The sequence below is a fragment of the Nocardia sp. NPDC058519 genome, assembly GCF_042719755.1.
Taxonomy (GTDB): Bacteria; Actinomycetota; Actinomycetes; order Mycobacteriales; family Mycobacteriaceae; genus Nocardia.
Map to the genome: position 1 here is coordinate 62,845 of NZ_JBHXNK010000009.1, position 14,485 is coordinate 77,329.

Below are 14,485 nucleotides of genomic sequence, written 5' to 3' on the forward strand. Positions count from 1 at the left end.
CGTGGTGGTCACAGGCCGATTCGCGCTGCTCGCCACGATCGCGGCGGCGGTGGTGATGTTCGTGGTGCCGACCGGGGTCGGGGTGCTCGGCGCGTGTGCGGTACTGGTGGCGCTGCTGCTCACCGATACCGCGTTGGCCGCGCGAGCGGATTCGCTTTCGCTGACCCGCGATCCGTTGACCGTGGTGCGGCTCGGTCGCGGCACCGAGGTGGAGCTGGTGGTCACCAATACCGGCACGACCACCGTACACGGCATGCTGTGGGACGCCTGGCCCGACAGCGCGCGTGCCGAAATCCGCGAAGAGCACCTGGATCTCGCCCCATACACCCGAATCCGTTTGCGCACCAACCTGACTCCCACCTATCGCGGTGATCGGGTCGCGGGCCCGGTGACGGTCCGGCTGCTCGGACCCCTGGGTCTGGCGGGACGGCAGAGCCGGGTCGATGTGCCTGCCAGGGTGCGCGCGCTGCCCGCGTTCCGCAGTGAGCGACTGCTGCGTTCGAAGGTGAAGCGGCTGCACCATCTCGAGGGCCGCAATGTCGCCAATACGCGCGGGCAGGGCACCGAGTTCGATTCGTTCCGCGAGTACGTGGCGGGCGATGACGTGCGCAGTATCGACTGGCGGGCCACCGCGCGCGCCAATGACGTGCTGGTGCGTACCTGGCGGCCCGAACGCAACCGGCACATGCTGATGGTCCTCGATACCGGGCGGGCCAGTGCGGGCCGGGTCGGCGAGGGGACCCGGCTCGACAGTGCGATCGAAGCGGCGCTGCTGCTCGGCGGGCTGGCCGCGGCCGCGGGCGATACGGTCGATCTGCTGGCCTACGACCGCAGAGTGCGCGCGGAAGTGAGTGGTGCGGGCGGCAATCAGCTGCCGCTGAAACTTATGCACACCCTTGCGGGGGTTACTCCACAGCTGGTGGACACCGACACCGACGGGCTGGTCCGCACCGTGATCTCGCGGGTTCGCAGGCGGGCGTTGATCGTGTGGTTCACCAGTCTCGACGGGCCGACCGTCACCGAGCACCTGTTGCCCGCGCTACCCACGCTCACGCGCCGCCACCGGGTGCTGATCGTCTCCGTCACCGATCCCGACATCGCCGCGGCGGCGGGTGATCGCTCGGCGGTCTACACCGCGGCCGCCGCCGAAACCGTGCTGGCCGAACGCGCTCTCGTGCAGGAATCACTGCGGCGGCGTGGGGTGGCCGTGGTGGCCGCGGCCCCCGATCACCTGCCCGAGGCGCTGGCCGACGAATACCTCGAACTCAAGCAGTCCGGCTCGCTGTGATCTGTGGGCATCGCGAATTGTGCACAACCGCACGTGGTTGTGGATAACCGCAGTTTCCACCAGTACTCACAGGTCATCCACCGACTCGCCAACAGATTCATCCACAGGCTGGGTTGTGCACAGGTGGGTTCGCGCACAGCCGGATTCGTGCACAGGCTGATTCATCCACAGCCTGTGCATCTACCTCAGCGAAAACTGCTGTCGCCGAGCGAGAATCGCGCCGAGCACGTGATACGGCGGGTAGCCGACAGGCACCGGGCAGCGCAGCGCCGCACACATGGCCTCGACGAGCTGAGTGCCCAGATAGTGCTGTGTGGGCGGCGTGAGCATCGGCAGCCTGGTCAGATACCGGCGGGCGGCCCCGGCCAGTTCGTCGGAGATCCCGCTCGGATCCAGCTGCGCCGACCAGCCTGTCAACCACGGCGGCGCGACGGCCAGCGACGGCATCGGCATGGTCTGGCGGGTGTGCACAACTACCGTTCCGGCGAGCACGTCGCCCACCCGCTTGCCATCGCGCGAACACAGCGACGTGACAACGGCCACCGCGCCGAACGCACCGAGCATCCAGAAATCCACAATCGCGCCCGCGAGGCCGCGGGTGAGCGCGTGCCGGAAGTCGATCGGCCCGGCGTCGGCCCGCACAACGCGCAAGCCGAACGCCAGCTTGCCCAGTGACCGCCCGCGCGAGACGGTTTCGCTGCACACCGGGTAGGCGATCAGCACGGTCACCACCGTGACGACCGCGGTCACCGAGAACCAGGCGGAATCGGCGTCGGTGGCCAGCAGCACGAGCATCAAGATGTACTGCAGCGTCGCGGCGAGGGCGAGCTGGAGCATCAGGTCGAGCAGAAAAGCGCCCGCACGGCTGGGGATGCGCGCGATCGGTAGTTCGAGCGCTACCGCTTCGCCGGTGGTGAATTCAGCCATGTGGCTAGCATTCCCGATATGGACACCGATGCCTACAGCTGGGCGAATCAACGGTCGTGGTATCGGCTGGATCAGCTGGTTCGCCAGCGCAAGCTGTCCGGTGCGGAGGCCGATGAGCTGGTCCGGTTGTATCGGTCCACCTCGCAGCAGCTGGCGAGATTGCAGGCGCACCATCCGGATCCGGAACTCGTCGACCGGCTCAGCGCGCTGCTGGCGCGCGCACGCGGGCGGGTGCTCGCGGCGCGGTCGCAGCCGTGGCGTGAAGTCGGCCGGTTCTTCACCCGGCACTTTCCCGCGGCTGTGTACAGAGCCTGGCCGTGGTGGCTGGGGACAACCGCGGTCTTTCTCGCTGTCGCGGGCGTGATCGGCGTGCTTGTGGATCGTTCGGCCGCGGCCCGCGATGCGCTGGGGATACCAGAGGGCGACCTGTCAGATGTCACCGGACCTGGGGGTTCGTTCGAGTCGTACTACTCCGAGCACCCCAACGAGGCCTTCGCCGCGAAGGTGTGGACACACAATTCGCTGGTGTCGGCGATCGCGTTGTTCACCGGTGTGCTGATCCTCCCGGCTGTGTACGCATTGTTCATGAACGCGCTGAATCTGGGGATAACCGGTGGATTGATGGCCGAGGCGGGGCGGCTGGATTCGTTCTTCGGCTTCATCCTGCCGCACGGCACCCTGGAGCTCACCGCGCTGTTCGTGGCCGGCGGGGTGGGGTTGAAGCTCGGGTGGACGCTGGTCGACCCGGGACGGCGCAGCAGGGCGGCCGCGATGGCCAGGCAGGGCCGTGCGACCGCGACGGTGGCGCTCGGGCTGGTGTGCGTGCTGCTGGTGTGTGGGCTGCTGGAGGGTTTCGTGACGCCGAGCCCGCTGCCCGCACCCGTGCGCATCGCGCTGGGGTTCACCGCCGAGGCGCTGTTCCTGTACTACGTCTTCGGAATCGGCAGGCGGGTGGCCGAGGAGCAGGATGCCGAGGCGGCGGGGCCGGTTGTCTCGGCGGATCCGGCCGATCGGTGGCTGATGGCGCCGGCGAAGGTTCTCGACCGGGCGTGAGCTCGCATCTGCACGTACATCTGTGAGGCCGACAACTCCGAGCACACCGCGCCGGGACAGCACCGGACAATCGGCAGCTACGGAAGGTTAAGAGACGGTGACGAACTCCCCCATTTGAGTTCCGCTGGCCGCAGCGAGTCGGGCTCGAACTGCGGCCAGCGTTACCGTCAACTGTACACAATCGTTATGCCCATGCAACCCCCAACGCGCAGGTCCGGGGTAGGAATTGCGAACCTGCAAAGGCCTGTGGACGCACTGTTTTTCACACCCGCAGCAAACTTCCGGCGCCCCCTTCATCGAGCAGTCGGCGGCACCGAGAATTCACCCCGGGCAAATCTTCGATTACGAGTCACGCATCCTCGATGGCACCCGCGCGCGAATTTCGGGCAAGGTTGCCCCCGATCACACTGAGCCCTCCGCATAGCTGTCACCTGGGGTTTCGGCAACGGAATTACGGTTGCCGACTACTTGAAACGGGAAAAGAGACTTCAAGTTTGTTAACTAGTCTGCAAACAAGACACACGCTCAGCAATCGCAGTGAAACACCGAATTCATCGGCTCTAACTGGACGGACGACTGGTTGCGAACGGTCCGCCGAACAGTCAGAAATCGGCAGAAGAACATCCGGAATACAAGCTTGCACCGGCAGTGTGACCTTCGCCTCACCTGCGGGGATCAGGAGTATCCGACCGTCTGTGCGGGCAAGTGAAACCCGGCGAACAGCCAGAGGGCGCGTCGATATCGCCAACGCTGCGATAAGTCGTCAGGCAGCTGAAACAGGTGCGAGGTCGGGTTTGCGCGGGCGAGGCGGCCTCAGCCGATTCGGACGACCCCCGAGATGGTTCCCTGCCACAGCGCGCCGCCACGGGTGATGAGCGCGGCCATCTGCAGCGGGTCCTCGGCGACCGTGCCCGGCAGCGGAGTCGAGGCGCGTACGGCACCCGTCGCCGGGTCGATAACGACATAGTCGAATCCGTCGAGGGGGGTTGTCACATCGGGTCCGACACGGCGCAGAGTGTGGATGCCACCGTCGGCGAGAGACAACCGCGGGACGGCCGCGCTGCGTACCTGGCTGTCCCACACCGGGACACATCCCTCGGCAGTGAGGTCGACCCGGCTCAGACCGCCGCGAAACGGCGCGCTCGCGGGCACAGCCGGGCCCGCGCCCTCGGGAACGGTGGGATACGGATAGCCGTAGGTACTCGCGACGAAGACCGACGAACCGACCGCGATCGGCGAATTCTCGCTGCCGCCGACTGGAACCGGGACGGAGCAGACCTGCTCACCCGAACCGGAGCGCGCCACGATGAGCCGCACCTGGTCGTCGGCGTTGTCGACGATGGCGAGATATTCGTCGCCGCGCACCGGCCCGAAGTACGTCGGCGTCGAGCCGGTGCCCCAGCTGAGCTGACCCGGTTTCCGCGCGGAACCACGATCGTAGGCAGATCGCCAACGAATCTCGGGCTCACCGGCTTTCGCGTGCAACTCGTAGAGCGCATGCGTACTCGCCACGGCCACACCACCATTGGGCGCCGACGAAATGCTGTTGGCCACCAGTTCCCCCGACGGCAGCGCCACCGTCCCCACCCGCCCGTCCGGTCCGACGAACCCGACCACCCCGTGTCCGGTCGCGAACCAGACGTTGCCGGTCCAATCGGGGACGAGTCCGGTCACGTTGTCGCCCTGCGGAATCGAGCTGCTCAGATCCGCCTGCACGGCGGCGGTCAATCGCCACGCACCGTCGTCACCCCGAACATGAGCGACCCGCAGCAGCCGTCGCCCACCGTCGACGACCACCAGCCGATCCTCGTTGTCGAGGTAGGCATACACCCCGCCGAGCAAGCTCCCCTTGGTCAACGGCAACGAAGCGAGCGCCCCACCGATCGGCCCCGACGCACCCGAGTCGAACAGGAACACCGTCGGCGTCTGCCCCGCGATGGCGGTGCACAACCCGACCACCAACCCGTCCGCGCCTTCGAGCAGCGTCGGGCATGCCGCCCCGAGCGGATACACCGTGACACCGGCCCCGGCGGCAGGCCCGGCCAGCGGAGTCACATCCGAGGACCCCGCGTCCCCGTGCATGGTCGCCGTCCCGAGCGGACCGAGGTAGGGATTAGCCGCCAGCGGACCGGTCACCGGCGGCTGGTCCGCCGACGCCGAACCCGACCAGGCACCCGCCGAGACGAGGACCAAGGCGGCGGCGCGGGCGATGAAGCGGCGGCGGGTTGCAGACGGCACGGTCTGTATAGAACCCCAATTCGAGGCCGGGCAAAAGCATTCGGATCATCTTGCGGCACCGGCGGCGATCCGATGCCGCCTACGATGGCGGCATGACCGGGGTCAAAGATCGCTTGCTCACGACAATCGCCGGGCAGCTCGGCAATCCGCACGGTGTGCTCGGTAAGGGCGTGGCATTCGTGCTCAATCGCGGGAACAAGCGTGCCATCGCGGCTGCCGTCGACGCCGCGGCGCCGCCCGCAGGGGCGACGGTCGCCGATATCGGCTTCGGTGGTGGGGTCGGCCTCGAGTTGTTGCTGGCCCGCGTCGGTGCCGACGGTGTGGTGCACGGCATCGAGCCGTCCCCCGACATGCTCGCCCGCGCCCGTGGCCGTTTCGCCATGGAGGTCGCCGAGGGCCGCCTGGCGCTCGCCGACGGCACTCTCACCGCGCTCCCGCTGCCCGACGCGAGCGTGCACGCGGCGATCACCGTCAACACCATCTACTTCCTCGACGACCTCCCGGCCGCCTGCACCGAACTCGCCCGCGTGCTTCGCCCCGGCGGCACTGCGGTAATCGCTATCGGCGACCCCGAAGCCATGGCCACCATGCCGTTCACGCCCTATGGATTCACTTTGCGTCCGGTCGCCGATGTGGTGGCGGCGCTGAGCTCCGCGGGACTGACCGTGGAGCAGCGCACCCTGGCCAACCCGCCGATTCCACACCACCAGCTGATCGCCCGCAAGGTCTGACCGGACTCTTGACCGACCGGTCGGTCATGGCTACCGTCGGTACATGAGCACACCGATCACCGTCACCACGCGCTATGGCGAGGTGGTCGTGGACCTGAACGGCCGCTCGCCCGGTGACGCGCCGGGACTGCTTCTGCTGCATGCGAATCCGGGTGACCATCGCGACTTCGATCAGATCGTCCCCAGGCTGGGCGAGACGTGGGCCGTCGCCGCGATCGACTGGCCGGGCTACGGCGCGTCCACGGTCGTCGACCCGGACGCGATCACCGTCGACGCGCTCGGTGATGTCGCCGTGCAGGTGTCGAAGACGTTGGCGCAGCGCGGTTTCGGTTCACTCACGGTGATCGGCAACAGTGTCGGCGGCTACGCGGCAGTCCGGTTGGCCGAGCGCGCACCGGATCTGGTGCGCGGGCTGGTGCTGGTGCAGTCGGCCGGGTTCGCACCGCGGAACCTGTTGACCAGAGCCATGTTCCACCTCATCGCTCGTCCCGCGGTCGCCCGGCGGTTCGTCGTTGCGAACGCACGGCTGTATCTGGGTTCGCTACGAAACGAGGGTGTTCGTCCCCTCTTCGAGCGGGCCCGCGAGATACCCGGCGATCCGGTCCGGCTCGCTGTGTACCGCCGTCTCTGGCGGAGCCTGGACGACCCGCGCGTGGACCTGCCCGCCGCCTCCCCGCTGCTCCCCGACCTGCCTGTCCAGGTGGTCTGGGGCCGCAACGACCCGACCAACCCTTGGCTGGTGAACCGGCGCGGCATCGCCCGCGCCCTGCCCGAGTCGCCGGTCGCCCTGCTGGCGACCCGGCACGAACCGTTCGCCGAGGCCCCCGACCTATTCCTCGACGCCGTGCGCGAGTTTCTCACCACCTGCGCCGGGGTGCGGCAATGAGATCCGCCGAGCCAGGGCGCCGCGCCCTGTTGAACGCGGGCAGGCAGCTACTGGCCACCGAGAACCTGAGCAAGCTCTCGGTCAACGCGATCACGGCCGAGGCCGAGATGGCCAAGGGCAGCTTCTACCAGCACTGGCCGAGCAGGGAGTCCTACATACTCGCCCTCCACCGTGCCTTCCACGACGAACTCGACGACCGGGTCAGCACGGCGACCGCCGACCTGCCCCCCGGCGAGGAACGCCTCGCGACCGGGATCACCGCCTACCTCGACGGCTGCCTGGCCGCCCGGGCGACAAAGGGCCTATTAGTACAAGCCAGAACCGACGCGGGCCTGGCCACCGAGGTGGGCGCCCGCAACACCGCCGCCGCCACCCTGCTCACCACCGACCTCACGGCGATGGGCTGGTCCGACCCGGCACCCGTCGCCGTCCTGCTGGTAGCTGCCATAGCCGAAACCGCTCTACTCGAGCTGGACGCACAATCCCCCCGACCAGATCTGCGCGCGGCTCTGCTCCGCATTGCTCGGACTTGACCCCGAAAACGACTGAAGGCCCGATCCAGAAGGATCGAGCCTTTAGCCTGTGTGGGCGAAGGGGGACTTGAACCCCCACGTCCTTACGGACACTGGCACCTGAAGCCAGCGCGTCTGCCATTCCGCCACTCGCCCGAGCGACTGGAAAAATCTAACATGCCCCGCGGGCGAAAATAAAATCGATTCCCTGACCTGCGGCGATGCCGTAGAAACCAGCGTGGGAACCGGGGGGCGCCGCCGGGAGTTACCCAGGTAGAGGATCGTGGATATCATGCAAGGAACGTGGTCGGGTCCGGACACGCCGTAACCACGTGTCGAGGCGGGCGAACACGCGCACCGAAGGGAGGGCTGTGATGGGCATCGTGTCGAGATTCGAACGTCGCTTGCAGGGCGCTGTCGGTGACGTGTTCGCGAGAGTGTTCGGCGGCAGTGTGGTTCCCCAAGAGGTGGAGGCCGCGCTGCAGCGCGAAGCCGCAGATCAGATCCAGGATCTGGAGGGCGGGCATCGACTCGCGCCGAACAGTTACGTGATCACGATCAACGAAACCGATCACGGCAAGCTCGACGCCGATCACGACCTGACGACCAAAGCGTTCGCCAAACATCTGCAGGATTACATCCGGGAGCAGGGCTGGCAGACCTACGGCGAAGTACACGTGGCGTTCGAGGCATCACCTACGCTGCACACCGGAATGTTCAGAGCGAGCGGCCGCGTCGACCCCGACGCCGGTCGCGGGACGGCCCCACCTCGCACCGGACCGCCACAACGACCCGCACACCCGCAACCAGGAGCTGGCCCCATGACGCATAACTCAGGCTACGAGCCAAGCCGAGAGCCCGCGGAGTCCGATCCACGCAACCGCGGGTACGCACCGCCGCCCGCCGGCGCGCCAGGGGCTCCCTACCCGGCCGACGATTACGGCCGCGGTGGCGGCTACGGCGCGCCCGAGGCGCAGCCCGGATACAACGACGCCTACGGCCAGCAGGGTGGCGATTACCAGAACGGCTACGACCCCGCCGCGCCCGCCCAGCAGGGCTACGGCCAGCAGGGTGGCTACGGCGCCCAGCCCGCGTACGGCGAGCCCGGTTACGACCAGCAGGGCGGCTACGGCCAGCAGGCCTACAGCCAGCAGGGTGGCTACGGCGCGCAGGGCGGCCAGCCCGGTTACGCCGAGCCCGGTTACGACCAGCAGGGTGGCTACGGCCAGCAGGGCTACGCCGAACCGCAGCAGCAGGGCTACGGCCAGCAGGCCGGTTACGGCCAGCAGGGCTACGCCGAACCGGGCTACGACCAGCAGGGCGGCTACGGCCAGCAGGGCTACGCCGAACCGCAGCAGCAGGGCTACGGCCAGCAGGGTTACGGCGCGCAGCCCGGTTACGCCGAGCCCGCCTATGGCCAGGAGGAGCAGGGCGGTTACGCCCAGCCCGCCGCCGGTTACGGCCAGCAGGGCTACGGCCAGCAGCAGGGCGCGGGCTACGCCGCCGCCCAGTCGAGCTACTCGGCCACGCTCCAGCTCGACGACGGCAGCGGCCGCACCTACGCGCTGCGCGAGGGTTCCAACATCATCGGCCGCGGCCAGGACGCCCACTTCCGGCTGCCCGACACGGGTGTGTCGCGTCGCCATATCGAGGTGCGCTGGGACGGCCAGACGGCCATGCTCTCCGACCTGGGTTCCACCAACGGAACCCTGGTCAACGGTTCACCCGTGCAGGATTGGCAGCTCGCCGATGGCGACGTCATCCGGGCCGGACATTCCGAGATCCTGATCCGGATCGTCTGATCCCGTAAGCTGCGCGGTGCACGTCACGAGTCGACGCTGTCGGCTCTATGATGCTGCCATTACACGCACGGTCCCGACCTCGGGGCCCGCAAGCCAGCACGCTGGTGGGGGTGGTTCGCCCCGCACCTGCCGTACCGACGTACCCGGGCGAACAGGAGGTGGAACGCCGTGCAGGGATTGATCCTGCAATTGACCCGCGCGGGGTTCCTGCTGCTGCTCTGGTTGTTCGTCTGGGCCGTTCTGCGGACCTTGCGCAGCGATATCTACGCGGCATCCGGCATACGGATACAGCCGAGGGCAACTCGCGGTAGTCGCGGGTCCATCGGTCTGCCCTCCTTCAGCCGAAGCCAGAAGGGCGCCAAGTATCTAGTGGTGACTCACGGTTCACTCGCCGGCACTCGAATCACCCTCGGCACGCAACCGGTCCTCATCGGACGCGCCGACGATTCCACGCTGGTACTCACCGACGACTACGCCTCGACCAGGCACGCGCGACTGTCTCAGCGTGGTGACGACTGGTACGTGGAAGACCTCGGTTCCACCAATGGCACATATCTCGACCGCGCGAAAGTCACCACCGCCGTCCGTGTTCCGCTCGGCACTCCGGTGCGAGTCGGCAAAACAGTGATCGAGCTGCGATCGTGACACTTGTTCTGCGCTACACAGCGCGAAGCGACCGCGGACTCGTCCGGGGCAACAACGAAGATTCGGTCTACGCGGGCGCACGCTTGTTAGCGCTGGCCGACGGCATGGGTGGGCACGCCGCCGGAGAAGTGGCCTCCCAGTTGATGATCGCCGCCCTGGCGCATCTCGACGACGACGAGCCCGGCGACGACATCCTCGGAAAGCTCGACCACGCCACGCATTCCGGCAACGCCGCCATCGCCGACCACGTCGAGGCCGAACCCGAACTCGACGGCATGGGCACCACGCTCACCGCCATCCTGTTCGCGGGTCGCAAGCTCGGCCTTGTCCACATCGGTGACTCGCGGGCGTATCTGCTCCGCGACGGCGAACTGGCCCAGATCACCCGCGACGACACGTTCGTGCAGTCGCTGGTCGACGAGGGCCGGATCACCGCCGAGCAGGCGCACACTCACCCGCAGCGTTCGCTGATCATGCGTGCCCTCACCGGCAACGAGATCGAGCCGACGCTGATCATGCGCGAAGCCCGCGCCGGTGACCGTTATCTGCTGTGCTCCGACGGACTCTCGGACGTGGTGAGCGACGAGACCATCGGCAACACCATGCGCGAGGGCAATACCGACGAGTGCGCCGACCGGCTCATCGAGCTGGCGCTGCGCAGCGGTGGCCCCGACAATGTGACCGTCGTCGTCGCCGATGTGATCGACCTCGACTACGGCCAGAGCCACCCGATCCTCGCGGGCGCCGCCTCCACCGAGGAGGAGGAAGACTCCCCGCCGCCGAACACCGCGGCAGGGCGCGCCGCCGCCATGCGTCCGCCGCGCGCGCAACCGCGCAGGGCCGCCGCGGCACCGCCGCCGCCGGAGACGAAGTCGCACAAGCTGCGCTGGCTGCTGTTGTCGCTGGCCCTGATCGCCGCGGTCGCCATCGGACTCGTGGTGGGCTACAAGATGATTCGCAGCAACTACTACGTGGGCGCCGACAACGACAAGGTGGTCGTGATGCGCGGCCTGCCCGGTTCGATCCTCGGCTACTCGATCCACGACGTGGAGCTGCAGGGCTGTGTGAACAGCAAGAGCGAGCTCACTCTCGTCGAGGTGGGCAAGTCCGCGCCGAGTGGTTGCAAGACGCTGATGGTCAGTGACCTGAAGCAGACCGGGCGCGACCAGGTGCAGAAGGGCCTGCCGCCGGATTCGCTGGACAAGGCGCGCGGCAGCATGAAGGTGCTGGCGCAGAACGAGCTCCTGCCGCCGTGCCCGAAGAAGGAATCGGTGCCTCAGCCCGGCGTGCTGCCGCCCGAGCAGTCCCCGGTGATCCCAGGTGGCGCGCCGACTCCCGGCCCTGACCAGCCCGCGACACCGACCACGACCACCCCGGCACCGACCACAACGACCGTCCCCCCGACAACCCCGCAGATCTCAGGGGAGAACTGCCGGGTGACGGACTGATGTCCGCACCGCCACCGCCGTCGGCTGGGGCGTTCCCCAGTCCCCCTGGTGGATTCGCGCCGGCGCCGCCGCCGTCGACGCGACGCAACCAGGAGTTGCTGCTGCTGGCGGGTGCGGCGGGCATCACGACGGTGTCGTTGTTCATCGTCGAGGCGAGCCAGGAACAGTCGATCACCACCGACATCGCCAAGTACGGGGTGGCGTTCCTCGCGCTGTTCGGAATCGCCCATCTCGCGGTGCGCCGGTTCGCGCCGTTCGCCGACCCGCTCCTACTACCGATTGTGGCGCTGCTCAACGGTTTGGGGCTGGTGCTGATCCACCGGCTCGATCTCGCGGACGCGCAGAAAGCGGCGTACGACTCCACGCCGATCCCCTCCCCCGACGCCAACCAGCAGATCATGTGGACCGGCCTGGGCATCGTGGTGTTCATCACCCTGCTCATCGTCTTGCGGGACTACCGCACGCTGGCGCGCTACACCTACACCCTAGGCCTGGTCGGCCTGGTCGCGCTGGCGATTCCGGCACTGTTGCCGAGCCGGTTCTCCGAAGTCAACGGCGCCAAGATCTGGATCCGGCTGCCCGGATTCAGTGTGCAGCCAGGTGAATTCGCGAAGATCCTGCTGATCGTGTTCTTCGCGGGTGTGCTGGTGGCCAAGCGTGATCTGTTCACCGCGGCGGGCAAGCACTTCCTCGGAATGGAGTTCCCGCGGCCGCGCGATATGGGCCCGGTCCTGATCGTGTGGGTCGTCTGCATCGGCGTGCTCGTGCTCGAAAAGGATCTCGGCACTTCGCTGCTCATCTTCGGCACGGTGCTGGTGATGATCTACATCGCCACCGAACGGGTGGGCTGGCTGATCATCGGCGGCGGGCTGCTCGCGCTCGGATTCGTATTCGCCTACCAACTGTTCGGGCATGTGCGCGTGCGCGTCGACACCTGGCTGCACCCGTTCGACGACTACCACAACACCGGTTACCAGATCTCGCAGTCGATGTTCGGCTTCGCCACCGGCGGGCTCGCGGGCACCGGCCTCGGCAGCGGCCGCCCCCAGCAGGTGCCCTTCGCCAAGACCGACTTCATCGTCACCACCATCGGCGAGGAACTCGGCCTGATCGGACTCACCGCCGTGCTGATGCTGTTCCTGATCTTCATTGTCCGCGGGCTGCGCACCGCGCTGGCCGTGCGTGACAGCTTCGGCAAGTTGCTCGCGGCGGGCCTTTCCTTCACCATCGCGATCCAGATCTTCGTGGTCGTCGGCGGTGTCACCAAACTGATTCCACTCACCGGTCTGACCACGCCGTTCATCTCCTACGGCGGTTCGTCGCTGCTGGCGAACTACGCGCTGCTCGGGCTGCTGATCAAGATCTCCGATGCGGCCCGCGCACCGGCACCGACCCGTAAGCGCGCGCCCGCCCCGATCGCCGACGCCGCAACGGAACTGGTCCGCAGGCCGGAAAGCAGGGTGAGCGAATGAACACGCCTCTGCGTCGCGTCGCCGTCGCCGTCATGGTGATGGTGGTGGCGTTGCTCGTGAACGCGACCTACCTGCAGGTGGTCAAGGCCGACGATCTGCGCAGCGATCCGCGCAACTCGCGGGTGCTGCTCGACGAGTACTCACGCCAGCGCGGTCAGATCTCCGCGGGCGGCACCGTGCTCGCCGGCTCCGTCGCCACCGACGACCGGTACAAGTACCTGCGCCAATACCCTTCCGACCCATCGGCCTACGCGCCGGTCACCGGCTTCTACTCGATGCAGTACGGCAAGACCGGGCTCGAGCTGGCCGAGGATCCGCTGCTGTCGGGCAATGACTCGAGCCTGTTCGGCCGGCGGCTCATCGACATGTTCTCCGGGCGAGATCCGCGCGGCGCGAACGTGCTCACCACGCTGAATCCGATGATGCAGCAGGTCGCCTACGAGCAGATGACGTCGAAGGGCTACACCGGCGCCGTCGTGGCGATCGAGCCGAGCACCGGCAAGATCTTGACCATGGTCTCCACGCCGAGCTACGACCCCAACGAGCTGTCGGGCCACGACGGCGCGGCGGGGCGGGCGGCCTGGGAGCGGTTGAGCACCGATCCGAGTCAGCCGATGCTCAACCGCGCTGTCTCGCAGACCTATCCGCCGGGATCGACGTTCAAGACCATCGTCACCGCGGCGGCGCTGTCCAACGGTGTCGCCGGTCCGAACGACCAGTTCACCGCGGCACCCAACATCACCCTGCCCGGGACGAGCACCACGCTGGAGAACTACAACGGCAGCACCTGCGGCGACCAGCCGACGGCCAGCCTCTACGAAGCGTTCCGGCGTTCGTGCAATACCGCGTTCGTCGAACTCGGCGTGAAGGTCGGCGCCGCCAAGCTCAAGGACGAGGCCGCCGCGTTCGGCATCGGAGTCGAGGATCCGCCCGGTGTGCCGATCCCGGTCGCTGAATCGACCGTTGGCCCGATCCCGGACAACGCCGCGCTCGGCCAGTCGAGCATCGGTCAGCGCGATGTGTCGATGACACCGCTCAATGTCGCGGTGATCGCCGCGACCATCGCCAACGGCGGCACCAGGATGCAGCCGTATCTGGTCGATCAGACCCAAGCGCCCGATCTGTCGGAGCTCAGCAAGACCAAACCGGTCAGCATCGGGCAGGCGGTGAGTCCCCAGGTAGCGTCGACCCTGACGGATCTGATGGTCGCCTCGGAGGCCAATACCGCGGGCGGTGGACGGTCGCGATACCAGATCGCGTCCAAGACCGGAACCGCCGAACACGGCAGTAATCCCCGTAACACCCCGCCACACGCCTGGTATATGGCCTTCGCGCCCGCGCAGAACCCGAAGATCGCCATCGCGGTGATCGTCGAGAACGGCGGCGATCGGGCGCTGGCGGCCACCGGAGGTTCGGTAGCCGCGCCGATCGCCAGGTCGGTACTGGACGCGGGCCTGGCAGGGGGCTGAACGAAATGAGTGTG

At 67.6% G+C, this 14,485-nt stretch carries 12 protein-coding genes and 1 tRNA gene; 10 read left to right on the forward strand and 3 right to left on the reverse strand.

The window, feature by feature from the left end:
• Window position 1: 1 nt before the first annotated feature.
• On the forward strand, window positions 2–1,288 hold the full coding sequence (locus ACFWPK_RS13025; RefSeq protein ID WP_378915014.1) for a DUF58 domain-containing protein: 1,287 nt from the start codon (window positions 2–4) through the stop codon (window positions 1,286–1,288).
• A 180-nt stretch (window positions 1,289–1,468) separates the two neighbouring features.
• On the opposite strand, the gene ACFWPK_RS13030 is transcribed toward ACFWPK_RS13025, so the two are convergent.
• On the reverse strand, window positions 1,469–2,215 hold the full coding sequence (locus ACFWPK_RS13030; RefSeq protein ID WP_378915016.1) for an RDD family protein: 747 nt from the start codon (window positions 2,213–2,215) through the stop codon (window positions 1,469–1,471).
• A gap of 18 nt (window positions 2,216–2,233) precedes the next feature.
• On the opposite strand from ACFWPK_RS13030, the gene ACFWPK_RS13035 reads away from it, so the two are divergent.
• Window positions 2,234–3,268: a stage II sporulation protein M gene (locus ACFWPK_RS13035; protein WP_378915018.1), complete on the forward strand. Its 1,035-nt coding sequence runs from the start codon at window positions 2,234–2,236 to the stop codon at window positions 3,266–3,268.
• Between the two features lie 813 nt (window positions 3,269–4,081).
• On the opposite strand, the gene ACFWPK_RS13040 is transcribed toward ACFWPK_RS13035, so the two are convergent.
• Entirely contained in the window at window positions 4,082–5,515 is a 1,434-nt protein-coding gene (locus ACFWPK_RS13040; protein WP_378915280.1) for a hypothetical protein, read from the reverse strand.
• An 83-nt stretch (window positions 5,516–5,598) separates the two neighbouring features.
• Between ACFWPK_RS13040 and ACFWPK_RS13045 the strand changes: the two genes are divergently transcribed.
• The 3 genes from ACFWPK_RS13045 to ACFWPK_RS13055 are packed head-to-tail and all read left to right on the forward strand — an operon-like array spanning window position 5,599 to window position 7,656.
• The gene (locus tag ACFWPK_RS13045; RefSeq protein ID WP_378915020.1) at window positions 5,599–6,237 is read left to right on the forward strand and encodes a class I SAM-dependent methyltransferase; all 639 of its coding nucleotides are present in this window, start codon (window positions 5,599–5,601) and stop codon (window positions 6,235–6,237) included.
• A gap of 43 nt (window positions 6,238–6,280) precedes the next feature.
• A complete protein-coding gene (locus ACFWPK_RS13050; protein WP_378915022.1) occupies window positions 6,281–7,123 on the forward strand; it encodes an alpha/beta fold hydrolase in 843 nt (280 codons plus the stop codon).
• A complete protein-coding gene (locus ACFWPK_RS13055; protein WP_378915023.1) occupies window positions 7,120–7,656 on the forward strand; it encodes a TetR/AcrR family transcriptional regulator in 537 nt (178 codons plus the stop codon). Before ACFWPK_RS13050 ends, ACFWPK_RS13055 begins: the two co-directional genes overlap by 4 nt.
• Before the next feature lie 52 nt (window positions 7,657–7,708).
• Here the strand turns inward: ACFWPK_RS13055 and ACFWPK_RS13060 are convergent.
• Window positions 7,709–7,791: transfer RNA gene (locus ACFWPK_RS13060), tRNA-Leu, on the reverse strand.
• A gap of 218 nt (window positions 7,792–8,009) precedes the next feature.
• On the opposite strand from ACFWPK_RS13060, the gene ACFWPK_RS13065 reads away from it, so the two are divergent.
• The 5 genes from ACFWPK_RS13065 (at window position 8,010) to ACFWPK_RS13085 (ending at window position 14,471) form a co-directional block, all read left to right on the forward strand.
• Complete coding sequence (locus ACFWPK_RS13065) at window positions 8,010–9,437, forward strand: FhaA domain-containing protein (RefSeq protein ID WP_378915025.1); 1,428 nt, start codon at window positions 8,010–8,012, stop codon at window positions 9,435–9,437.
• Window positions 9,438–9,605: 168 nt separating this feature from the next.
• The gene (locus ACFWPK_RS13070; protein WP_266294852.1) at window positions 9,606–10,082 is read left to right on the forward strand and encodes an FHA domain-containing protein; all 477 of its coding nucleotides are present in this window, start codon (window positions 9,606–9,608) and stop codon (window positions 10,080–10,082) included.
• The gene (locus ACFWPK_RS13075) at window positions 10,079–11,530 is read left to right on the forward strand and encodes a PP2C family protein-serine/threonine phosphatase (RefSeq protein WP_378915027.1); all 1,452 of its coding nucleotides are present in this window, start codon (window positions 10,079–10,081) and stop codon (window positions 11,528–11,530) included. The genes ACFWPK_RS13070 and ACFWPK_RS13075 overlap by 4 nt, the downstream gene beginning before the upstream one ends.
• Window positions 11,530–13,002, forward strand: a complete 1,473-nt coding sequence (locus ACFWPK_RS13080) for an FtsW/RodA/SpoVE family cell cycle protein (RefSeq protein WP_378915029.1) — start codon at window positions 11,530–11,532, stop codon at window positions 13,000–13,002. The genes ACFWPK_RS13075 and ACFWPK_RS13080 overlap by 1 nt, the downstream gene beginning before the upstream one ends.
• Window positions 12,999–14,471: a peptidoglycan D,D-transpeptidase FtsI family protein gene (locus ACFWPK_RS13085; protein WP_378915031.1), complete on the forward strand. Its 1,473-nt coding sequence runs from the start codon at window positions 12,999–13,001 to the stop codon at window positions 14,469–14,471. Before ACFWPK_RS13080 ends, ACFWPK_RS13085 begins: the two co-directional genes overlap by 4 nt.
• Window positions 14,472–14,485: the final 14 nt, after the last annotated feature.